Source organism: Filimonas zeae (genome assembly GCF_014641615.1).
Lineage (GTDB): Bacteria > Bacteroidota > Bacteroidia > Chitinophagales > Chitinophagaceae > Filimonas > Filimonas zeae.
The window spans coordinates 443,444-466,574 of the sequence record NZ_BMIB01000001.1 but is presented as its reverse complement, the minus strand read 5'-3'; the positions used below and the strand labels follow the sequence as shown (position 1 = coordinate 466,574).

Annotated in this window: 14 protein-coding genes; 6 read left to right on the top strand and 8 right to left on the bottom strand. The window is 47.0% G+C overall.

Annotated features, from left to right (window positions below):
- Positions 1-19 precede the first annotated feature (19 nt).
- Positions 20-583 (top strand): thymidine kinase, encoded by a 564-nt coding sequence (locus tag IEY13_RS01915; protein ID WP_188950147.1) that lies wholly within the window; start codon positions 20-22, stop codon positions 581-583.
- Positions 584-840: 257 nt separating this feature from the next.
- On the top strand, positions 841-2,265 hold the full coding sequence (locus IEY13_RS01910) for a Glu/Leu/Phe/Val family dehydrogenase (protein ID WP_188950145.1): 1,425 nt from the start codon (positions 841-843) through the stop codon (positions 2,263-2,265).
- Positions 2,266-2,340: 75 nt separating this feature from the next.
- On the opposite strand, the gene IEY13_RS01905 is transcribed toward IEY13_RS01910, so the two are convergent.
- Complete coding sequence (locus tag IEY13_RS01905) at positions 2,341-2,766, bottom strand: type I restriction enzyme HsdR N-terminal domain-containing protein (RefSeq protein ID WP_188950143.1); 426 nt, start codon at positions 2,764-2,766, stop codon at positions 2,341-2,343.
- A gap of 44 nt (positions 2,767-2,810) precedes the next feature.
- On the opposite strand from IEY13_RS01905, the gene IEY13_RS01900 reads away from it, so the two are divergent.
- Positions 2,811-3,581: an AMP nucleosidase gene (locus IEY13_RS01900; protein WP_188950141.1), complete on the top strand. Its 771-nt coding sequence runs from the start codon at positions 2,811-2,813 to the stop codon at positions 3,579-3,581.
- Positions 3,581-5,401, top strand: a complete 1,821-nt coding sequence (locus IEY13_RS01895; protein WP_188950139.1) for an ABC transporter ATP-binding protein — start codon at positions 3,581-3,583, stop codon at positions 5,399-5,401. Before IEY13_RS01900 ends, IEY13_RS01895 begins: the two co-directional genes overlap by 1 nt.
- A gap of 4 nt (positions 5,402-5,405) precedes the next feature.
- Here the strand turns inward: IEY13_RS01895 and IEY13_RS01890 are convergent, their stop codons facing one another.
- The gene (locus IEY13_RS01890) at positions 5,406-9,077 is read right to left on the bottom strand and encodes a TraB/GumN family protein (protein ID WP_188950136.1); all 3,672 of its coding nucleotides are present in this window, start codon (positions 9,075-9,077) and stop codon (positions 5,406-5,408) included.
- Between the two features lie 217 nt (positions 9,078-9,294).
- Here IEY13_RS01890 and queA point away from each other — a divergent pair, with 217 nt between their 5' ends.
- The gene (gene queA, locus IEY13_RS01885) at positions 9,295-10,344 is read left to right on the top strand and encodes a tRNA preQ1(34) S-adenosylmethionine ribosyltransferase-isomerase QueA (RefSeq protein ID WP_188950134.1); all 1,050 of its coding nucleotides are present in this window, start codon (positions 9,295-9,297) and stop codon (positions 10,342-10,344) included.
- Between the two features lie 87 nt (positions 10,345-10,431).
- Complete coding sequence (locus IEY13_RS01880; protein ID WP_188950132.1) at positions 10,432-11,349, top strand: alpha/beta hydrolase; 918 nt, start codon at positions 10,432-10,434, stop codon at positions 11,347-11,349.
- Between the two features lie 4 nt (positions 11,350-11,353).
- Here IEY13_RS01880 and IEY13_RS01875 read toward each other — a convergent pair whose 3' ends face one another.
- The 6 genes from IEY13_RS01875 to IEY13_RS01850 form a co-directional block, all read right to left on the bottom strand.
- A complete protein-coding gene (locus IEY13_RS01875; RefSeq protein WP_188950130.1) occupies positions 11,354-12,559 on the bottom strand; it encodes a carboxypeptidase-like regulatory domain-containing protein in 1,206 nt (401 codons plus the stop codon).
- Positions 12,560-12,669: 110 nt separating this feature from the next.
- Positions 12,670-15,045 carry an ABC transporter permease gene (locus IEY13_RS01870; protein WP_188950128.1) on the bottom strand — a complete coding sequence of 792 codons (2,376 nt, stop codon included), beginning with the start codon at positions 15,043-15,045 and terminating at the stop codon, positions 12,670-12,672.
- A gap of 627 nt (positions 15,046-15,672) precedes the next feature.
- On the bottom strand, positions 15,673-17,208 hold the full coding sequence (locus IEY13_RS01865) for a RagB/SusD family nutrient uptake outer membrane protein (RefSeq protein WP_188950126.1): 1,536 nt from the start codon (positions 17,206-17,208) through the stop codon (positions 15,673-15,675).
- 18 nt (positions 17,209-17,226) lie between these two features.
- Positions 17,227-20,445 (bottom strand): SusC/RagA family TonB-linked outer membrane protein, encoded by a 3,219-nt coding sequence (locus tag IEY13_RS01860; protein WP_188950124.1) that lies wholly within the window; start codon positions 20,443-20,445, stop codon positions 17,227-17,229.
- A 203-nt stretch (positions 20,446-20,648) separates the two neighbouring features.
- Positions 20,649-21,968: an aspartate kinase gene (locus IEY13_RS01855; RefSeq protein ID WP_188950122.1), complete on the bottom strand. Its 1,320-nt coding sequence runs from the start codon at positions 21,966-21,968 to the stop codon at positions 20,649-20,651.
- Between the two features lie 86 nt (positions 21,969-22,054).
- Positions 22,055-23,131 carry an Ldh family oxidoreductase gene (locus IEY13_RS01850; RefSeq protein WP_188950121.1) on the bottom strand — a complete coding sequence of 359 codons (1,077 nt, stop codon included), beginning with the start codon at positions 23,129-23,131 and terminating at the stop codon, positions 22,055-22,057.

Genomic DNA, 23,131 nt, shown 5'->3' with positions numbered 1-23,131 from the left:
CAAATACAACTATTTACAAATGTTTATCGAACCTAACATTACTGGCGAACGAAGAGGCTGGATAGAGGTGATTTGCGGTTCTATGTTCAGTGGAAAAACGGAAGAACTGATACGCAGGCTGAAAAGGGTAAAGATTGCCAACCTGAAAGTGGAGATTTTTAAACCGGCAATAGATACACGCTACCACGAAATGCAGGTAGTAAGTCATGATTCCAATGCTATTATTTCTACTCCTATTGATAATTCCCAGACCATTCTGTTGCTGGCCCAGGATGTGGACGTTGTGGGTATTGACGAGGCACAGTTTTTCGACGAAGAAATCATTCATGTTTGTGAAACTTTAGCTGTGAGGGGCGTTCGGGTGATTGTTGCGGGCCTGGATATGGATTATACGGGTAAACCGTTTGGCCCTATGCCACAGTTGCTGGCAATTGCAGACTATATAACCAAACTACATGCCATATGCGTACGCTGTGGCAATATCGCTAACCTCAGTCACCGCAAAAAAGCCGGTGGCAATCAGGTATTATTGGGCGAAACCGATGTATACGAGCCCCTGTGCAGGCATTGTTACCACCTGTAAAACTTTCGCCAAAATTAGTTATGCCGGGTAACCTTGCCGGGTACTGCCCCCAAAGTGGGCACTGCCCGCAGCGTTTGATTGTAGGGCAGTTACGCAGGCCAGCGTGCTTTTTTCAGTTTTTCCTGAAAAAAGAAAAAATAACAAAACTAACACGCGTTTGCTATTACCTTTCCCCCTAATTTTGCCTCGCAGAAAACAACAGTACCCTTTTCGCACATTGAAAAAACAGTAATAAAAGAACCTATTAAATCCAGTTTATGTCCGAACAAGAACAGCACTATAGCTTTTTTGACAGTGTAAATAAAAGTTTTGATAAGGCTGCCGGATTTACCAAATGGGAAGCCGGTATCCTGGAGCAGATCAAAGCCTGTAACGCTGTATACAGAATGAAATTCCCTGTACGCCGTGATGATGGAAATATCGAGGTAATTGAAGCCTACCGCGTACAGCACAGTCACCACAAAACGCCGTGTAAAGGTGGTATCCGTTTCAGCGAAGCGGTTAACCAGGATGAGGTAATGGCACTGGCGGCACTGATGACTTACAAGTGTGCTATTGTAAACGTTCCTTTTGGTGGTGGTAAAGGTGGTATCAAAATCAACCCACGTTCTTACAGCGAGTTTGAACTGCAGAAGATTACCCGCCGTTACACTTCTGAACTGATTAAGAAAAAGTTCATCGGACCCGGTACAGACGTGCCTGCGCCTGACTACGGTACCGGCGAAAGAGAAATGGCCTGGATACTGGATACTTATATGAGCATGAACCCCGGCGAAGTAGATGGTATGGCCTGCGTTACCGGTAAACCTGTATCGCAGGGCGGTGTACGTGGCCGTAAAGAAGCTACCGGCCTGGGTGTATTTTTTGGTGTAAGAGAGGTATGTAACATGCCGCAGGTTATGGAGCGCTTAGGTCTTACCCCTGGCGTAAAAGAAAAAACCGTGGTAGTACAGGGCCTGGGTAACGTGGGTTACCACTCTGCCAAATTCTTCCGCGAAGGTGGTGCTAAAGTTGTTGCCATTGCCGAGTTTGAAGGCGCTATCTTCAACGCTGCCGGCCTGAACGAAGAAGAAGTATTCCAGCACAGAAAAGCTACCGGTTCTATCCTCAATTTCCCCGGTGCTACCAACCTGGCTAAAAGCACAGATGCACTGGAACTGGAGTGCGATATTCTGATTCCTGCTGCACTGGAAAACGTTATTAACGGCGACAACGCGCCTAACGTAAAAGCCAAAATTATTGGTGAAGCGGCAAACGGTCCATTAACGCCTGAAGCGGATGAGATATTTGCTAAAAAAGGTACCCTGGTAATTCCGGATATGTATCTGAACGCCGGTGGTGTTACCGTATCTTACTTTGAGTGGCTGAAGAACCTGAGCCACGTACGTTACGGCCGTTTGGGCAAACGCTTTGACGAGAATATGAACATGCACATCCTGAGCACTATTGAAGACCTGACCGGTAAAAAAGTGAGTGACCAGGATAGAAAATTCATTGCACATGGCGCTGATGAGGTAGATCTGGTACACAGCGGTCTGGAAGAAACCATGATTGAAGCTACCCGCGAAATCATGAATACCTGGCTGAGCAATCCTGCCATCCCTGATATGCGTACCGCTGCATTTGTGGTAGCTATTAACAAGGTAGGTACTTCTTATGCTGAACTGGGTATATTCCCATAGTAGATTAACAACTACATTATAAAAAGAGAGGGTGTGCCATCAACAAGTGGTACATCCTCTTTTTGTTTACGGTTTCTAAAATACAGGCAACTCCACTATCCCCTGTCTGGCTCTGGTGTCTAAAGCATAAGTATAGTGCCCGTTGGTAACTACCAGGTAGTCTACATCCAGCGTAATATTATACCGGAATATCTGTGCAGCCACCGCATCATTCAAAGGCACATCGGTTTCTTTGCATTCAATAATCATCCAGGGTTTACTCTGGCGGTATACCACAATATCACAGCGCTTTTTCAGTTCGCCCAGCTTAATGGTCTTTTCTACTGCCATTATAGATGTAGGGTAGCCTTTTACCTGTACCAGGTACTGGATAAAGTTCTGCCGCACCCATTCTTCGGGCGTGAGCCTCACCCACTTACAACGCACTTCATCAAAAATGCATTCTTTCCCCTCCTCCTCTTTGAACCGGAAATTGTGCGCAGGAAATGTTATCTTCACCATAGCACAAAGCTAGCCTGCCTATTCATACTTTAGCTATTATACACATGAAAACAAAAGAAGAGATTATCAACAACTGGCTCCCCCGGTACACAGGAGAAAAAATAGAGAATTTCAGCAAGTACATTCTGCTTACCAATTTCAGTAATTACGTACAGATGTTTGCTGACTGGCACGGTGTAGATGTAATAGGCCGCGACCGCCCTTTTCAGTGCGCAACCGCAGAAGGCATTACCATTATTAACTTCAGCATGGGCAGCCCCAACGCTGCTACTATTATGGATTTGCTGGCGGCTATAAAACCCGAGGCAGTACTGTTTCTGGGCAAATGCGGTGGTTTAAAAAAGAGAAACAAAATAGGCGATCTGATACTGCCTATTGCTGCTATACGCGGCGAGGGTACTTCTGATGACTATTTTCCGCCCGAGGTGCCTGCTATGCCTGCGTTTGCATTACAGAAAGCCATCTCTACCACTATACGCGATTACCAGATTGATTACTGGACCGGCACCGTGTATACCATGAACCGCCGCGTGTGGGAGCATGATGAAGAGTTTAAAGACTACCTGAAAAAGATACGCGCCTATGCCATTGATATGGAAACAGCTACCATTTTTACCGTAGGCTTCCACAATCACATACCCACCGGGGCACTGCTGCTGGTAAGCGACCAACCCATGATACCAGAAGGCGTAAAAACAGAAGCCAGCGATACCAAGGTAACCGCCCAGTTTGTGGAAAAGCATTTGCGTATTGGCATTGACTCGCTGAAACAGCTCATCAATAACGGCGCAACCGTAAGGCATCTGAGGTTTTAATGGCGGATAATGCTGAACATACCGGCTTATTGCATGTAGATGCGCTTTCGGTAGACTTTACAGGTAACGGAACCGTTAACCGTGCATTGAAAGCAGTATCTATAACGGTAAACAAGGGCGAACTGGTAGCCGTAGTGGGCGAATCCGGGTCGGGCAAGTCTGTTACTTCCCTGTCGGTAATGCGCCTGCTATCCTCTCCTCCTGCACAATATACAAGCGGGCATATCTGGTTTAACAGTTCCGCTTCGGGCAGGGAAGATTTACTACAGGCTAGCCCTGCGCAAATGCAGCAGTTACGCGGAAGACGTATTGCCATGATTTTTCAGGAGCCAATGACCTCGCTGAACCCCGTATATACCTGCGGGCATCAGGTAGCCGAAGCCCTGCAACAACATCTGAAGCTTTCCCGTAAACAGGCCCACGCACAAACCATTGCTTTGTTTAAGCAGGTGCGCCTGCCCGATCCGGAACGTATATACAACAGCTATCCGCATCAGATAAGCGGCGGACAAAAGCAACGGGTAATGATAGCCATGGCTATGAGTTGCAACCCCGATCTGCTTATTTGCGATGAGCCTACTACTGCACTGGATGTAACCGTGCAGAAAAGTATACTGGAACTGATAAAAGAACTACAACTGCAAAAGCAGGTGGGCGTACTTTTTATTACGCACGATCTGGGCGTGGTAAGTGAAATAGCCGACCGCATAGTGGTGATGTACAAAGGAGCGGTTGTGGAAGAAGGGCCTGCCAAGCTACTCTTTGCGCACCCTGCCCATCCATACACCAAAGCCTTACTCGCCTGCCGGCCGGCGCTATATCCTAAAGGACAAAGGCTGCCGGTAGTGAGCGACTTTCTAAATGTTAATGCTGGTGACATTACAGAAACAACTGTTGCTCCGGAAATGGTTGCCCCTGAAACAATAACGCCTGCTATAGCTACAGACAATACAGCATTTCCTACGGTAGTGGTAACAGAAAAAGCGCCTGTTACAAGCAACAACAACTGCACCAGTGCTAACAATGCCATACCGCTCATTCAGGTAAACCAGCTACGCGTATGGTACCCACGCAAGCGCAACTTCTTAGGCAAGGTTACCTCCTGCACCCAGGCAGTAAACGATGTAAGCTTTACGGTATATGAAGGCGAAACCCTCGGCCTGGTGGGTGAATCTGGCTGTGGTAAATCTACTTTAGGCCGTGCATTGTTAAGGCTTACACCCGCTACCTCCGGCGACATTCTTTATAAAGGCCGCTCATTACTCAGCCTCAACAAAACCGAACTTACGGAGTTAAGGCGCGATGTGCAGATTATATTTCAGGACCCGTATTCCTCATTAAACCCACGGAAAAAGATAGGGCCTGCTATTGCTGAAGTACTACAGGTACATGGTATAGGCAATGGCGAACAGCAACGTAAACAACTGGTAACCGAACTGCTGCAAAAGGTAAACCTGCTGCCGGAACATTATCACCGTTATCCGCATGAGTTCAGTGGCGGGCAGCGGCAGCGGATTGTTATTGCACGGGCATTAGCCTTGCGCCCTTCTTTTGTAGTGTGTGATGAAAGTGTATCGGCACTGGATGTGAGTGTACAGGCGCAGGTGCTGAACCTGCTGAACGATCTGAAAAAGGAGTTCAGCTTTACTTCGGTGTTTATCTCGCACGATCTTTCTGTGGTACGTTATATCAGCGATCGTATTATGGTAATGCAAAAAGGGCGGATAGAAGAATGCGGCCCCGCCGAACAGGTGTATACCCACCCTCAAAGTGAATATACACGTCAGCTGATACAGGCCGCACCTGTTATTGGTAGCTGATACCTTAGTCCTGGTAACTACCTACATTATTGTTCTCGTCTTCAAAGAAAGATCGCGCAGAAGGGTGCTGATCGTATATCAGTTTCTTCAGTTCTGTTTGTAACTGCTCCTGCAACTCATCCTTCGGCTTTATTTTGCGGTTGGTCATTTTCACCAGCTCATCCCCGCTGCTTACTTCCTTTTTGTTCAGTGGCTGCAAGCCGCTTATGCCCAGCTTCCAGTCGTCCTCTTTTTTAATACGGTATTTAAAAAAGTATACCCATCCCTCTTTGTTCTTTACACGCAGTTGTTTAGCGCTCAGTAACACAATAGAATCCAGTTTTTCATACCCACCCTCGTGCATTAACACGGCACGGGCTACCAGCTCCTGTGTTTTGTAAGCGGCGGGCATTTTGTCTGTTCTTTTGGCTTTCTCCAACAGTTTCAGTAAACGGGCACGGTAGCTGTCTCTTGCTGCCAGCGATTTCCATAGCGAGTCGGGTACGGCATAACCATTCTTCAGCATAATCATGGCAGCCTGCCCCTGTACTTCCGGGTCTTTCGATTGCAGCAATCTGTCAAAGTAACGGTGTACTGCATTGTTGTTGTTATAGAAAGGCGCCAGTAATACAGCATAATTAGCCAGTTCAGAAGAAGAGAGTTCGTTGTTTACACCACGCATATTTTCATCGTTCTCGTCTTCTTTGCTTTGTTGTTCCAGTGTACGCTCATCACGGCCCTGCTGTCTTTTCAGCTCTATCTTGGCATCAAAGTAAAGCTTGCTGTAGTAGGCTTCGTAGTCCTTAGCCGCAATGTATCCGCTGTCTACCATGTCACGCAGCAGGCTTACCACCGGTGCTTTATAATCTTCCAGCGATGCCAGTTGCAGCAGTTCGGGAAAGAGGCTGCGGCTGAGTGCCAGCGAATCGTTCAGGTGCGGGAAGAGTGAGTTATCATCATAATCATCATCAAACACCGGCGGGTCCTGCAACAGCAGTTCCTTCAGCTTGCTGTACGATGATTTGGTTTTCATTCTTGCCAATGCCATCAGCACCTCATCCTGAAAGTAGCTGGTATCAGCGGTCTGGTTGTATAAGCGTTCCAGCAGGTTTACTACATTATCCACGCAGCAGCTGTCTTTCAAAAAACCCAGCTCGTTAATAAAGCGGTTCTTCACATCAAAGTAGTTCTTATCGCCATACTGCAGCTTACCAATGGCCTCCATAATTTTTCCGGTATCGGCTACGCCAAAGTATACATTAGAAATGGCGGCTGCGGCTTTCTTACGCAGTGAAGTGTCTTTGCTGTAGTAGTCTGCAAAAAAAGTATCTACCCTGTTGGCAAATACAGAGGGGCCTAACACCTGCTGGTCCGGACGGAAGCTGTTGAAAAACTCACCTACAAAAGAACTTTGCGGCCCCAGTGTATCCAGCAGCGTGGTTAATACAAACGTATAATTATCCTTTAACAAATGGCGGCGAATGATTCTTCTGGCAGTATTGGTATCCTGTATCACCAGTTGGTAACCGCTGCAATTGTTGGGTAGCGACAGCGCTGTTTTAGAAACAATCACTTCATCTTTAAAATACTTCTCGTTCAGTTCTTCTTTCCAGAAGCTGGCCGTATCCTTACGGAAAAAGTATTTGGGATACTTCTGAATTTTTACAATTACTGCTTCACCGGTTGAGTCTGATTTAAAGCCTGCATAACGTTCAGCCGGCCAGTAGCTGGCCTGCCCGTATGCCGCTTCCAGAAATGATTCGTTGCTCATCTGGTTCATCATCTGCACCAACGTTGGGTCCAGTACCGGCTTTAACGGTGTGTTTACCGTAAAGTGAAATAACGTATCTGTATAGGCAGTAGAAGCTGCGTATTGAAAAGGCTGTAAGCGGAATGAACTGAGGTATTTAGCCAGCGTAGCCGTACTCTTCTTAGGCCCGGTAGCTGCTATCAGATAGTAATGCGGGCCGCGCAGAATGGCGCGAGCCTGTAACAGGTTACCGTTCTTCAGTTCATAGGTAAGATCCATGGCAGCATAACCATCCTGCAATACATGTTCGCGCTTTACCGGTTTGCTGATGCATTCTGATTTCTTCAGGCTTTCTTCCAGCAGCGACAAATCAAATGTATCTTCTTCCAGAAAGTTATAGTTCACCAGTGTTTTCTTCCATACCATACAAGCCGTATGGGTGGCACTGTCTTCTGCTTCATATTCCCAACGTACCAGCCCGTCTGTTAAACCATTGCTTTTGCTTATCACCGGTTGTTGTGGAAACTGTACGCTGAAATCGCCAAACACCGGCTGAAACTGCACCCAGTTCTTTTCCTGGCGGGCTACCTGAATAGAAGAAAAGAAGGTGTTAGCTTCTTCCCCATCTACATAATCATCGTTACCACTCATTTTAAACACCAGTACTTCAAACGGCGTTACGATGATGTTATAGCGCTGCAAGTCGCCGCGGCGGGTGCGGTTGGTAATATCAAAACCGGTATATCCGTTTCTGGTAATAGCTGTTTTCTTCAGTATTCTGCCGGGTATGTTTTCGTACAGCAGGCTGTCTATCTTCTTCACCACATCCTTACTGTTCTCGCCGTTCATGGCAGCGTGTGTTTTTACACGGGTAAGCATGTAATAAGCCCCGTTATCCATATCGGCATATTGCCAGCTGCCGTTGACCATACTTACATACGTGTCTGATCTTTTGTACAGCGGGCCGGGTAAGCGCATAGATATGGTTCCATCATCTGTAGCCACTGCGCTAAAGGTTACCGGTACTTTCATTTTATCAATAGCATCTTTACGGCTGGCATCTCTGTCCTGCATCATCACGGGCCGTAAACGGTATCCTTTTTTACGCAGCAGTTCTATCACACCTCTGGTACCGGGCAGGTGCGCAGCACCCACACCTACAAACAAAGAGTTTTTGCGTAAAATAGAATCCATAGAGTTGGCCTGTATCTCGTTGCGTTTGTACAAAAACTTCTCGTTAAACGCTACAGAGGTAGTGGTCAGTTGCTCCAGCGAGTCCAGCATGTCCAGGTCGCCACGGCGGTAAGCTTCCTGTATCTTCTTCTGAATATTCCCCATCGACTCCCCATCGGTATCCGGCCTTTTCTTGTTCTTTTCTTTGGCCATATCCTGGTAGCCTTCAAACACTATTTTCTCGGTTTCGTAGTAATCTTCTACGCCACCCGGCATTTTACCCAGCTTGCGGCCGGTTTGATATATGTACAGGTCCAGATAGGTGCTTTCCTCATAATCTGCCTGCGATTGCTGGGTACGGTATAATAACCCGTTAATCTGCGTAGGATCTTCGGTAAGTGCTGCTTTCAGGTTATCCTCGTACCGGTTCAGGCGAAAGGATGATTCGCGCAGGTAGTTGCTGGGTATTTTGCTTACATAATCGGCCAGGCGGCGTTGGGCACCTTCCATCTTCATCATATCCCGCTGCCAATAGGTAGGGTTCAGTTCCAGCGCTACCATATCGCAACTTTGTATGGCATGGTAAAACGAATCGCTGAGGTGAAACACCATTTTACTGCTTACGTGCATGGTACCGAAGAGGTAGGAGGGCTTTTTAAGGCCGTTGCCGGTAATTTCCCATAGCAAGCTGGGGTAACGGGCGGGTTTGTTTTTCTGGGCATGGACCGTGCAAAACATCAATAACACACAACAGAACACTCGGATTTTAAACATATAGCGGGTCAACAATTTGTAAGCATTGAAGTTGATGAAAAGATATGATTTATGTAGCGGTTATCGGTAATATTCCTTAAAATTGCTTAAGCCATACGAAATATCGTGCTAAATACCATACCTTTGCCCACTTTTAAATCATGCCGTAACATGACACGAACCTTGCCGAAAGGCGGGGCGACCTGCATGTGACCATTGAAAAAAAATCAATAGACACATGAAATTATCACAATTCAAGTTTGATCTTCCTCTTAACCTTATTGCCCAAAACCCTACCAAGCGCCGTGAAGACAGCCGCATGATGGTGGTTGACCGCAAGACGGGTAACATCGAAAACCGTTATTTCCGCGAAATTCTTGACTACTTTGATGATAAGGATACGTTTGTGGTAAATAACACCAAGGTGTTTCCTGCGCGTATGTATGGCAGAAAGGAAAAGACAGGAGCCAAAATTGAAGTTTTCCTGCTGCGCGAATTAAACAAACCCAACCGTTTGTGGGACGTTATTGTAGACCCTGCGCGTAAAATACGTGTAGGTAACAAATTATACTTTGGCGAGAATGATGAACTGGTAGCAGAGGTAATTGACAACACTACCAGCCGCGGGCGTACTATCCGTTTTCTGTGGGAGGATGACGAGGAGAGCTTCAAAAAAATGCTGGAATTTCTGGGCGAAACACCTTTACCTAAATACATTAAGCGCAAGCCGGATGATGAAGATAAAGAGCGTTACCAAACCGTGTACGCCAAGTTTGAAGGCGCTGTGGCAGCACCTACTGCGGGTTTACACTTTAGCAAAGAGCTGATTAAGCGTTGCGAAATTAAAGGCGTTCGTTTTGCAGAGGTAACCCTGCATACCGGCCTGGGTACTTTCCGCCCTATTGAGGTAGAAGACCTGAGCAAGCACAAAATGGATGCAGAGTACTACCGTATTGACGAAGCAGCCTGCAAAATTGTAAACAAGGCTAAAGAAACCAACCACCGTATCTGTTCTATAGGCACTACTACCATGCGTGCTATGGAAAGCAGCTTTACTGCACAGAAACTGTTAAAGCCCAGCGAAGGATGGACCAACACCTTCATTCACCCGCCGTACGATTTTAACGTGGCTGACAGCCTGGTAACCAACTTTCACCTGCCTAAGACCAGCCTGCTGATTATGGCCTGTGCTTTTGCCGGTTACGATCTGGTTATGGAAGCTTACAGAAGAGCTATTAAAGACAAGTACCGCTTCTTCAGTTATGGCGATGCGATGCTGATTTTATAAGGCTTAACGATAACACATGGGCGAACCACCTCTTTTACAGGGGTGGTTTTCTTTTTTGCGCTATCTTGCTGTAGTCAACCAACTTCTATGAAAAAGATATGCATTGCCTTTGGTGTACTGATGATAACACACGCTACACAAGCCCAGCAAACCATTAACCTGTACGATGGCGTGGTACCTAACTCCCGCCCGGCTGCCACCTATGCAGAAAAGCAGGAAGACAATCAGGGCCAGATACGCATAAGCCAGGTAGTTACTCCTACTTTAACGGTATATACACCCGCTGCGGATAAAAACACCGGCGCGGCTATAGTAGTATGCCCCGGTGGCGGTTATTCCCGCCTGGCCATGACGCACGAGGGTACTGATGTAGGCAAGCTGTTTGCCAGCTGGGGCATTACCGCCTTTGTACTCAAATACCGCCTGCCTTCTGATGCCATAATGCTGAACAAAGCCATAGGGCCTGTACAGGATGCTCAGCGCGCTATACAACTGGTACGAAGCCGCGCAGCAGAATGGAAAATTGATACCGCCAAAGTAGGTATCATCGGCTTTTCAGCAGGCGGCCACCTGGCTTCTACAGCGGGTACACACTTTAACACGCCATTCATTCAAACCATTCCCGGTGTTAGCCTGCGGCCCGATTTTCTGATGCTGATTTACCCGGTAATTACCTTCTCTGATAAGTTTACGCATAAAGGCTCTAAAGAAAACCTGCTGGGCAAAACCGCACTGGCCGATTCTGTTACGTATTTCTCTAACGAGTTACAGGTAACAGACGCCACCCCTCCCACCTTTCTGGTGCATGCGGGTGATGATAAAGCGGTACCGGTGGAGAACAGCCTTTCTTTTTACCGCGGGCTGAACGATCATCATGTACCTGCTGAACTGCATGTATATCCTGCCGGTGGCCACGGTTTTGGTATGAAGAATAAGACTACCAGAGATGTGTGGACAGACCGTTTACAAAACTGGCTGAAAGCACTGAAGGTATTGCCCGAATAAGGGCTTACTTATAGCTGGACTGATAATCGAACGGTAACATATTAGCCATTTTTTCGCTCTGGCTCCAGTAGCCGGAGGTAACCAGATTAATGGGGTTGTAAAAGGCCCCATTGCTGTTTACGCGCAGCGGCTCGTTGTTCATCAGCTTAATATTAGAGGTAGGGTTGGCCCTCCATTGTGTAGTACCACTCATCTGCTCAGCAAAAGCAGCTCCTTTCTTCACCGTGTATTCTACTTTCAGGTACTCGTCAAACTTCATTCCTATGGTAGCCCCGTCTATCGGGTACGATACAGAATCGGCAGACAGCGCCGTCTGCTCTACCATTTCCAGCTCGTCTGATTGTTTCAGTATCTGATTGTAGTAAAATACCGAGTCGTAGCTTACCGTTACCGGTTTACCATCGGGTGTAAACTGAATCTGTTTGTATAACGGCTTTATCCGCTGCTTTTCCTCATTGGGTACCAGGCTCATGCGGTACATGCGAAAGTTGTTTTCCAGCAGGCGCTTCCCATACAGGCTGCGCATAAAGTGCATCAGCGATCCCCAGTACGCCTGCTCCCTTTTTCTGGCCCATTTCTTCATCTGCCTGTCGCTGCTCTGCATTTCTTCAAACAACGGGTAACCGGTGTACAGCAGATACCCCTGCCGGAAGTTAAAGCTAAACTGCTCCATCTGGTATTGTATGGTATACCCCAGGGCTCTGTTTTGTATAATCAGCGGCTTGTACGCAATGGCTATCAGTTCGCGCTTTGCATTATCGTACCGGAAGCGGATATCCTGGTAATTTACAATTTCACAATCCAGGGCATTGCCCGTGCGGCCCAGAAACGACTCTGAAAACGTTTTACCCCATTTCTTCCAGCCATCCTTTTCAAAAGACTGCAGCACTATGGCTTCCAGTTCCTTTACTTTCGGCTGCAGCTGTACCCGTATGGTATCAGGGGTGGCAGGGGTTACATGCAGGGTAAAAGTTTCATAACCTACCACGGCCACTACCATATCGTAAACGCCGCGTGCGGGTAAATTCAATCTGAAACTGCCATCTGCTTTGGATGTGGCTCCGTAAGAAGTATTGCTGAAGAAAACGCTGGCTGCCTGTACAGGCCTGCCCGATTCTTTGTCAGAAACGGTTCCACGGTATACTACCTGGGCTTTTAAGAATAAAGGGGATAAAAAACAAACTAACAGCACTACTCCTGCTCGAAACATAGACACATTTCTTATGCACTAAATATAGACAAATTCGGTTCACGGCAATAAAAAAGTGAAGGGCCATATAAATAGCCCTTCGTTATATAAACGCGAAAAACATTGCGGTATTATTCTGCCTTCAAACTTTGTAAAGGATTGGCTCTTGCTACCTTTACGGCCTGAAAGAAGATGGTGATTTGTGCTACCACTATAGCCAGTATGCCTGCAAGGGCAAAAACCGTCCAGCTGATATTGGTATGATAAGCATAGTTCTTCAGCCATACATGCATGGCCCACCAGGCCACCGGCGCAGCAATGGCAAAGGCAATACCCACCAGCACCAGAAAATTCAACGATAACAATCTGCACAACGTAATAAAGCCAGCCCCCAGCACCTTGCGCACGCCAAACTCTTTTACCCGCTGCTCTGCGGTAAACATAGACAGGCCCAGCAGCCCCAGGCAGGAAATGGCAATGGCTAAACCGGCAAATACTTCTGAAAGGCTTTTTATCACCGCTTCACTTTTGTACAGTTGGTTATATTCCTCACTGGCAAACTGATAAGAAAAGGGTACCATGGGGTTTATGTTATCCCATACCTTTTTCAGCTGTGTTATTACTGCCTGTGTTTGATGCGGCGCCACACGCACTACCAGCATAGTGGTGTTGTCACGGCTCGTTAACCTGAAAATAAGCGGGCGGATATTTTCGTGCAGCGACTGAAAGTGAAAGTCTTTCACTACCCCTACAATACGCCCCTCCTTGCCCCAGAAGGTTAGCGGCTGTCCAACCGGATCTTTATAACCTATACGTTTGGCAGCTGCTTCTGTAACAATATAACTGGCAGAATCTGCATACGCTTTGGAAAAGTCGCGCCCGCTTATCAGTTGCAGCTTCATAGTTTCCAGATAGCCGTAGCCAATAGCCATGGCTGCAAACTCTATTTTAGCCTTAGGGTCTTTTCCCGGCCATTTAACACCCATGGTTTTGTTATCAACATTGGTGGGCGACTGGTTCACTTCTGTAATTTTTACCACACCACTTATGCGGGTTGCCTCTGTAGTAAAAGCTGGTATTTTATCTACCACGCGCAGGTTATCCAGCGGTATGTATACCAGGTTTTCCCTGTCGTACCCCAGATTAGCCTGTTGCACATAACTTACCTGGCGGGAAATAAGAATGGTGGATATAATGAGAATGATAGACAATACAAACTGAAATACCACCAGCGATTTCCGCAGCCATAAAGCCGCAGGCCCCGCTTTTACAGAACCACCTTTAAGTATACGTACCGGGTTAAACCTGGAAAGAAACAACGCCGGGTAGCTACCTGAAATAAGGCCGGTAACAGCGGTTAACAACAGCATAATACCCCAGAACCTGCCATTGTTAAAAGGCAGCAGCATGTGCTTACCCGTAACCTGATTAAAGAAGGGTAACGCCAATGCTACCAGTAACAGCGATAGCAAAGCAGCAAAAAAAGCAATCAGCACCGCCTCACCTATAAATTGTGCAATAAGGCTGCTGCGCCCCGCACCTACTACTTTACGTACCCCTACTTCTTTGGCCCGCTTTACAGAGCGGGCAGTGGTAAGGTTCATAAAATTAATACAGGCTATGGCCAGAATAAAAATGGCTACCAGACTAAACAGATGCACATACTCAGATCTGCCACCGGTAATTACCCCATTCTCAAAATGCGAGTTCAGGTACACATCTTTAAACAACGTTAACCCCAGCTCTACATGAAAGCCGCTTGCCCTGTCATCTTCATACCTTTCAATAAACCCTTTTATTTTGGCTTCTGTAGCATGCTTATCCGCGTCTTCTCTCAGCACTACATAGGTAAGGGGCGCATTATTAGCCCAATCGTCCAGCCACGGATTCATCTGTATAAATGCCTCCCAGCTAAACAAAAAATCAAACTGCGTGGATGACTTTGCGGTGATATCTTCAAATACAGCCTTTACTATAAAATCCCGGTTATTCTCGTACCGTACGGTTTGGTTTATCGCTGCTTCCGGGCTGCCAAACAGGCTTACTGCCATAGAACGCGAAACAGCTATACTCTCCGGTGTACTCAACGCATCCTTTGCACTACCGGCCGCCAGCGGATAACTGAATATAGAAAAGAAAGCCCTACCCGCTCCTGTTCCGGATTGCTTTACCACTTTAGTGCCTACAGAAAAATTATGCGGCATAGCCCAGCCGTAAGAACAGGCCAGTTCTATTTCCGGAATGTTCTTTTTCAGTTCCTCCGCCATTGGTGCAGGCGTATAAAACTGCCCGTTTATTTTTCCATCGTAATACTGCCTTTCGTATACCTGATACAGGCGGTTGCTATGGGCATGAAAACCGTCAATACTCTTTTCATCACTTATCCATAGAAAAATGAGTACACTACAGGCAAGCCCCAGGGCCAGACCTGCAATATTAATGGCTGAAAAACCCCGGCTTTTCCAAAGGTTTCTCAACGCTACTTTCAGATGGTTGCGAATAAGCATAATACAGTTTAATTTATCGTATACGAACCGCCGGTAAAACTATTAACAATAATGCCACTATACATTTCTATTGATAATCAACAACTAACAGCACACCGCAGCGGTTACGGGTGTTCGCTTTTAATACAAACACTGTACGCTTTACTGTTATTTTCCAATCGAATATGTCAAAGAACTGCTACGCCCTGCCGGGTTGCTTTTGAGTGCCAGTGGTGTGGATACCTGCTGGTCAAAATCGGTAGCAACACCGGCGGGTTAATGCAATAATACTATTGTGGAAAGGCCATCGGGGTAACAAAAGGGGTAATCGACATTATTGGAGGGGTAATCGACAATAATCCGGGGGTAATCAACATAATCAGGGCTACAAACCTTATAAACACTGCATTCCTGCCTGCCATGCAGCCAGCAGTAAGGCTTTCAGCCAATTATTTTTACATCTCCGTCACTTTGTCATCCGCAGTAAATTGTATACCAGCCAGCTGAGCGAAGGGGAAGCGAACCCGTGGCGAACCCACACCGAAGGAACGGCATTGGAAAGGTTCCGGTAAAAATGACAGTTCCCCCGGTAGGGCTGTTACGCTTTGCCGGAGGAACCTGTCTGATTGTGTGTATGTATGTTAACTGCTAGTAGTAACCAGCATTTTGTTTATACAGGTTGGGTTTAACCAGAATTTCGGCCTGTGGAATAGGATAAATTACATAGTTAGGCACCACTTCCTTCACAGCAGTTAGGTTGTTGGCAGTGCGCCATGCGTTCATGGTGGTAACGGCCATGCCTTCCCTTACCAGATCGTTCCAGCGCAGGCCTTCGCCTAAAAACTCGCGTCTTCTTTCTTCCATCAGCTGCGCCAGGGTAACGTTTGTTAAAGTGGTTTGTACACCTGCTCTTTTACGTACGGCATTTACAATAGAGTCAACCGTGGTTTGTGTACCTGGTGCGCCATGCAGAATACATTCTGCTTTCATCATCATTACATCGGTATAGCGCATTACTATAAAGTTGATAGGCCAATCGGTATAGCTGGCACCTACCCTGCCGGTATTAATGTATTTTTTGATGAACGGGCGGGTATAATCATTGGTAGTATCGGCACCCGTAGCCAGCCTGAATTTACGCTGGATATTAAAGGTATCTCTGGTATCAACAGCGCCACCGGTAGTGCTGGTATAAGAGGCAAATAAATCGCCCGGAATATTAAAAGCACAGGTACCATAACCGTTACCATAGCCACCCAGGCCCAGGCCTGTAAAATAAGCCGGAGGCACCAGCATGCTGGGGAAGGTAGCGCCGTAGGTAGAACTGCCGCTTACATACTGCACATCAAAAATCACCTCTTTATTGTTCTCGTTGGTATAAGAGAATATGTTGGGGTAGCTGGTACCAAAAGTATAGTTGCCGCTGCCCAGCACTTCATTAAACAGGCTCAACGCTTTGCTGTATTCGTTACTGGCCAGTGTAGGGCCATCTGTACCTGCATATACCGGACCGGAACGGGTAAGGTACACCAGGCCCAGCAGCGTTTTAGCAGCACCGGAGGTAGCCCTGCCTAAATCAGTACCGGTAAAGGTAGCCGGCAGGTTGGCGGCGGCAAATTCCAGATCGCTGATGATGAGTTTGTATACATCGGTTACATCGCTTCTGCCAATAGATAACGCTTCTGTATAGGTTCTTACCGTATCTATGATAGGCAGCTTGCCGTAAAAGCGTACCAGATCAAAATAATAGAAGGCACGCAAAAAACGGGCTTCTGCTGCAAAGCGGTTACGCAGGTTGGCATCTGTTACTACACTGCCTTTGGTAGCCAGCGCGCTTAACACGGTATTGGCATTGTAAATACCGTTGAAGTTGTTATTATACGCACCCACTATAAAAGCAGTGGTGGTAAGGTTGGGCGAAAAATCGTTAATACCCTGCCAGTCGCGGTTACCATCAGAGGTAGCAGCCACGTTATCGCTCCGCATCTCGCCCATCCACAGCTGGTTATCAGGATAACCGCGCAGGTTGGAGTATATGGAGTTTACACCTGCCTGAAAATCGTTGGCAGAATTATAGAAGTTTTCTACAGTAACATTTGAAACAGGTACCTGATCCAGCTGTTTGGTGCAGGATGCCATTATGCTTAACACCAGCCCGGCAGCTATATATATTCTACGTTTCATACAAATAAGTCTAAATAATTAAAAAGATACGTTTACACCCAGCGTAACAGTTTTGCTCAGTGGCATAGCACCATAATCGCCCGGTAAAGGGTAGCTGCTCTGGCCACTCAGGTTGGTGTTCTGCGCTTCGGGGTTTACACCGCCTTTGTACTTATCATGTCCGAAAAAGTTTTGCAGCGATACATATAAACGTGCGGTTGACAGGGCACTGGTATGTATCAGACTTTTCATATTGTATCCCAGTGTAATGTTCTGCACGCGGATAAAGTCAGATGAGTACAACCAGTCTGTAGTAAAGTAAGGAATGGTGTAACCCAGGCCTATCTTACCTCTGGGGGCATTGAAGTTCTGGTTGCTTTCTGTCCATCTGTCGCGCCATACGCCCAGTGTGGTGTTTTTACCATTGGCAGGGTTGTCAATAGCACGGGCCAGCAGGCTCAGCGTTTGGCCGCCCATTTGTCCGTATACCTGAATACCTAAATCCCAGTCTTTATACTTAAAGTTGTTGTTCAGGCCCCAGGTGTACTTAGGCGTGGGTCTGCCACTCAGTTGGCGGTCCTGTGCATCAATAATACCATCTTTATGCGCATCTACGTATTTGGTGTCACCTACGGTTTGTCCGCTTAACTTAGCTACGTTAGGGTCTGCAATATCTTTTGCTGTTAAAATACCATCTGTCTGTATCAGGTAGTAGCTGTACATAGGCATACCCAGCTGTAACAAAAACGGCGGGTTACCACCATAGCCGGTGCTAACGTTTACCGGTGCACCATCAGGGCCTAAAGCTTTTACCTTGTTGCTGTTAAAGGCAATGTTGGCAGAGGTAGTCCACTGTAAAGCAGTTCCTTTCAGGTTATTGGTATTTACCGTAAACTCTAAGCCTCTGTTTTCTACCGCACCAATGTTACGCAGTACGGTGTTGAAACCTACAGAACCCGGTACCGGCACGTTCAGCAGCAGGTTGGTATTCTTTTTAATATACGCATCGGCCGTAATGTTAACGCGGTTGTTAAACAGGCTCGCATCTAAACCTACATCGTAGGTGTTAGAGGTTTCCCATGCCAGCAGTTTGTTAGGTATACCGGAAGGTCTCTGACCGGGTGCCAGTGCACCACCAAAGGTATAGCTGGTGGCAGACAGTGTAGGCACTGCCGCATAATCGCCAATGTTGTTGTTGCCCGATTTACCCCAGCTTGCACGCAGCTTTAAATCGTTCAGGAAGGTGAGGTTTCTCATAAAATCTTCCTGAGAAATACGCCAGCCTACGGAAGCAGATGGGAAGGTGCCCCAGCGGCTGTCTACCCCAAAGCGCGAAGAAGCATCGCGGCGCACGGTAGCAGAGAACAGATACTTACCATCGTAGTTGTACTGGCCTCTGGCGTAGTAAGACATCATGGCGTTGTTACTTTCGGTAGTGTTACCGGTAACCGTAGCTGCGTTGTTTAATGTAGTTACAATAGAATTGGATAAACCGCCCGAAGAACTGAGGGTAAATGTTTCGTAGTGTACATAACCATAACTCATACCGGCTACTGCATTCACGTTGTGATTGCCGTTGAAGATGTGGTTGTAGGTTAATGTATTTTCGTTAACAATGTTCTGCTTTTTAAAACCGCTGTAAGTAGCAGAAGCTGATCTGCCAGGGTTGTTAAGATAGTTAGATATGTTACCCGCTACATAATCAGAAATATATCTTTTTGAATTCTGGCTGTTATCATCGTAGTTAAACGATGAGCGGAATGCCAGCCCGTTCAGTATTTCATATTCGCCATAAATACTGAATAACAAACGGGTGGTTTTAATATCATTAATGGTATTGTTGAGATAAGCAACCGGGCTTACGCTGGAGCTGGCATACTGGTATACCGCATTTTTACCGGCGCCGGAAAGCAGGCCTGCTGAGTCTTCCACAATAGGCGTCATGTTATAAATCTTCATCAGCTGGTTGTCTTTACCTTCTGCACCGGGGCTTTTGGTAACTGAGTAGGTAGGTGCCAGGTTTAAACCAAACTTCAGTTTCTTGCTGGCGTTTACTTCTATATTGGCTCTGGTAGAATAGTTGCGGTAACCAGAGTTTAACAAAGTACCATCCTGATTGAGAAAACCGCCGGATACAAAGTATCTGGCAAACTCGCTGCCACCGCTGGCAGATACTTCGTAGTTCTGAAACAATGCATTGCGGAATACTTCATCCTGCCAGTCAACATACGTAAGGCCGGGGTGGCCGGGCATGGTCCATCTGTCATCCGGCATTAAAGTAATGTTGCGCTGGTTGGCGTTCAAACCCAGTATGGCTCTGCGTTCTGCGTTGGTTTGCCCGGCTGTTCTGCCGGTGCCTGATTTAACCCAGGCGTTGTTAATTACTTCGGTAGCCTGCCCTATCCACTCTTCAGCACTTAACACATCTAACTTTTTAGCTACTTTACTAATACCGGTGTTGGCGTTAATAGCAAACCTTGCCTTACCAACTTTACCACGTTTGGTAGTAATAATTACCACACCGTTTGCCGCGCGGGAGCCGTAAATAGCGCCTGCTGCCGCATCTTTTAACACCTGTATACTTTCAATATCGTTTGGGTTAAGGTTATTGAGCGGGTTACCGGTAAAACCACCGGAACTGCTCTGGCTGGCCACATCCAGCGGAAAACCATCTACCACATACAAAGGCTCGTTGCCCGCACCAATAGAACCGGCACCACGCACCTGAATACTCAGGCCTGCACCGGGCATACCCGTTTGCTGCCTTACCTGTACACCCGCCATCTGGCCAATCATAGCCTGATCAATACGGGCTACGGGTTTCTCTTCCAGGGCTTTGGTATCAAAAGTGGCCACTGCCCCTGTAAGGTCTTTCTTCTTCTGCGATCCGTAGCCTACCACAATTACATCGTTCAGGGCTTTGGTGGATGACTGAAGCACCACATTAATAGCGCTTCTTCCATTTACCGGCTGCTCCACATTGTTGTAGCCTACAAAAGAAAATACCAGTACTGCATTGCCTGGTACCGATGCACGGAAGCTACCTTCTGCATCCGTAATACCCACTGTGGCGCCATCCTTTATCTGGATGGATATGCCTGCCAGCGGCTTACCTGCTTCATCATTTACTTTACCTGTTACGGTTATCTTTTTAACTGAGCTGGAATCCTGAGCCTGGAGTGCTGCCCGGACAAACATGAGGAGGCTGAATAGCAGCAGAGCACGGCTGCTGCCTTTAAAAGCTTTTAGCAGATTCATATAGCAAATGTTGTTTACGCTTGTACTAAGTTAAAGGGATGTGAAAACTAATTATCCTGCACCGTCCTGTTATAAGCACATTTTAATAGACTAAACTCCGATGAAGTGTATTGATCTTCATGACTAATACACACTACTTATGGCCATAAAAAAAGCGGCTGTATACAGGATACAGCCGCTTTACTATAAGGTATGTAATACTATTACAATCCAAAGATGCCTGCGTTTAACAACTGCAGGGTTTTTGTTCTGTGCTCACTGGGCACCAGCAACGAAATGTTGTGTGCACTGCCACCATAGCTTACCATGGTAACAGGTATGGTGCTGAGGGTATCAAATAAACGCTTCAGCACATCGGGTGTTTGTGCAATTTCGTTACCTACAATAGAAACGATAGATTGCTCTTTTTCTACCTCTACATGGCCAAAGGGTTCCAGTTCTTTTATAATATGATCCAGGTGTGCATCGGTATCAATAGTTACCGATACAGCTACTTCCGAAGTAGTAATCATATCAATAGGTGTTTTGTATTTTTCAAATACCTCAAACACCTTTCTTAAAAAGCCATACGCCAGCAGCATACGGCTGCTTTTTATTTTAATAGCAATAATGCCATCTTTGGCGGCTACGGCTTTAACGCCTACGGTACCGGCTTCTTCCTGTATGGTGGTACCCTTAGCTTCGGGCTGCATAGTGTTCAGCAGCTTTACAGGTACGTTGTTCAGTTGTGCAGGCCAGATACAGGTAGGGTGCAGAATTTTAGCACCAAAGTAAGCCAGCTCCGCAGCCTCATCAAAACTCAACTGCTCAATAGGCAGGGTTTTGTTTACAATACGCGGGTCGTTGTTGTGCATACCGTCAATGTCTGTCCATATTTCACAAACAGTAGCATTGGCAGCAGCAGCAATCAGCGATGCGGTATAATCACTACCCCCTCTTTTCAGGTTATCTACCTCACCGCGTGCGTTGCGGCAGATATAACCCTGGGTAATGAACATTTTTTTATTGCTATGCTGTTTCAGCAGTTGTGCCAGTTTATTAGAGATAGCGGGCAGGTTAGGCTCTTCGTTGCCATCAATGCTCATAAACTCCAGTGCAGGCAGCAGCAGGTGGTCAATACCCTGCTCTTCCAGGTATACACTAAACAGTTTGGTGCTCATTAATTCACCTTGTGCCAGTATGTCTTTATTCAGCGCTTCGCTGAAAGAGATGCGGAGAATGATATTCAGAAATTCAAAATGCTCGGTAACAATGGCACCGGCTTTAGCCCTTGCGTCTTCCTTTATAACCAGATCGGGAATAAACTTGCGGTAATGCGCTTCCAGTTCGTCAATCTTTCGTTTGGCAGCTTCGCGGTCGCCGCCGGCAATTGCATCACTAATCGCTACCAATGCATTGGTAGTTCCGCTTAAAGCACTTAACACCACTATTTTAGCATCGCTGTCTTTCGTAATCAGCTGCGCTACCTGGTGCATACGTTCCGGCTTACCAACACTGGTGCCGCCAAACTTCATAATTTTCATCGCTGAGGAGTATTTAATTCCAGTTCAGACCACTTGACTCTATGACCTACTGATATTTGAATGACTTTTTGTAAAGGTTGCCGAAGTTAAAGCGCAATTGCGAACTTCTGTGCCAATTGCTGTAAATCTTCTGTTACGGCAGCTACCACAGGAATACCGTCTTTCATACGTGCGGCTTCCATTTCCCTTTCCGGATCGCCGGGTATCAATACTTTCTCGTACCCTTCGGAAGGTTTAGCCTTACGGAAGCGGGAAATCCAGTTATCCATATGTTCCTTAAACTCGTCTGCCGGGCGGAAGGCATCTACGCGCATAGCGCCAAAGAAATGCCCCAGGCCCTGGCCGGGCATATTCTCCGGCATAGGTACATAGGCAGGAAAAGGAGGCGCCCAGGGGCCGTAGCTGGCACCGCTGAGCACGGCAGAAAAAATATCTACAATACTACCCAGGGCATAGCCTTTATGGCTGCCATGCTCGCGGTCGCTACCCAGGGGCAGTAAAGAGCCGCCTTGTTTTAATTCGTTGGCATTGTGGCTGGCATGGCCTGTTTTATCCTGTACCCAGCCTAACGGCGCATCGGCATTTTTACGCTGCAATATTTCCAGCTTGCCGTTGGCGGCAGTAGTAGTGGCAAAGTCAGCCACAAACGGCGGTTGCTCTCTGGCAGGTATAGCCACCGCAATGGGGTTGGTACCCAGCATTTTTTCTACGCTGAAGGTGGGCGCTACCAATGCGCTGGCATTGGTCATAGCCATCCCTATCATATCGTTTTCCAGCGCCATCATAGCATGATAACCTGCAATACCGTAGTGGTTGCTGTTACGCACCGCCACCCATCCGGTACCGGCAATCTTAGCCTTATCAATGGCTACCTGCATGGCAAAGGGCGCTACTACCAGGCCCAGGCCCGCATCACCATCAACTACTGCTGTGGAAGGCGTTTCGTGTACTATCTGAATGTTGGGAGTTGCATTGATACGGCCGGCTTCCCATAAGCGTACATATCCGCTTAGTCTTGCCACACCGTGGCTGTCTACACCGCGCACATCGGCGCTTAATAAAACTTTTGCAGCAAGCGCTGCATCACTGGCACTACAACCTATTCTGGTAAATACACCGGCTGTAAAATCGTACAGCCGGTTGTAAGAATATATTTTTTCCAT

Excerpts from the sequence above, each read along its gene's own strand:
- IEY13_RS01915 (WP_188950147.1), top strand. The coding sequence starts at position 20 with ATGTTTATCGAACCTAACATTACTGGCGAACGAAGAGGCTGGATAGAG.
- IEY13_RS01910 (WP_188950145.1), top strand. The coding sequence starts at position 841 with ATGTCCGAACAAGAACAGCACTATAGCTTTTTTGACAGTGTAAATAAA.
- IEY13_RS01905 (WP_188950143.1), bottom strand. The coding sequence starts at position 2,766 with ATGGTGAAGATAACATTTCCTGCGCACAATTTCCGGTTCAAAGAGGAG.
- IEY13_RS01900 (WP_188950141.1), top strand. The coding sequence starts at position 2,811 with ATGAAAACAAAAGAAGAGATTATCAACAACTGGCTCCCCCGGTACACA.
- IEY13_RS01895 (WP_188950139.1), top strand. The coding sequence starts at position 3,581 with ATGGCGGATAATGCTGAACATACCGGCTTATTGCATGTAGATGCGCTT.
- IEY13_RS01890 (WP_188950136.1), bottom strand. The coding sequence starts at position 9,077 with ATGTTTAAAATCCGAGTGTTCTGTTGTGTGTTATTGATGTTTTGCACG.
- queA (WP_188950134.1), top strand. The coding sequence starts at position 9,295 with ATGAAATTATCACAATTCAAGTTTGATCTTCCTCTTAACCTTATTGCC.
- IEY13_RS01880 (WP_188950132.1), top strand. The coding sequence starts at position 10,432 with ATGAAAAAGATATGCATTGCCTTTGGTGTACTGATGATAACACACGCT.
- IEY13_RS01875 (WP_188950130.1), bottom strand. The coding sequence starts at position 12,559 with ATGTTTCGAGCAGGAGTAGTGCTGTTAGTTTGTTTTTTATCCCCTTTA.
- IEY13_RS01870 (WP_188950128.1), bottom strand. The coding sequence starts at position 15,045 with ATGCTTATTCGCAACCATCTGAAAGTAGCGTTGAGAAACCTTTGGAAA.
- IEY13_RS01865 (WP_188950126.1), bottom strand. The coding sequence starts at position 17,208 with ATGAAACGTAGAATATATATAGCTGCCGGGCTGGTGTTAAGCATAATG.
- IEY13_RS01860 (WP_188950124.1), bottom strand. The coding sequence starts at position 20,445 with ATGAATCTGCTAAAAGCTTTTAAAGGCAGCAGCCGTGCTCTGCTGCTA.
- IEY13_RS01855 (WP_188950122.1), bottom strand. The coding sequence starts at position 21,968 with ATGAAAATTATGAAGTTTGGCGGCACCAGTGTTGGTAAGCCGGAACGT.
- IEY13_RS01850 (WP_188950121.1), bottom strand. The coding sequence starts at position 23,131 with ATGGAAAAAATATATTCTTACAACCGGCTGTACGATTTTACAGCCGGT.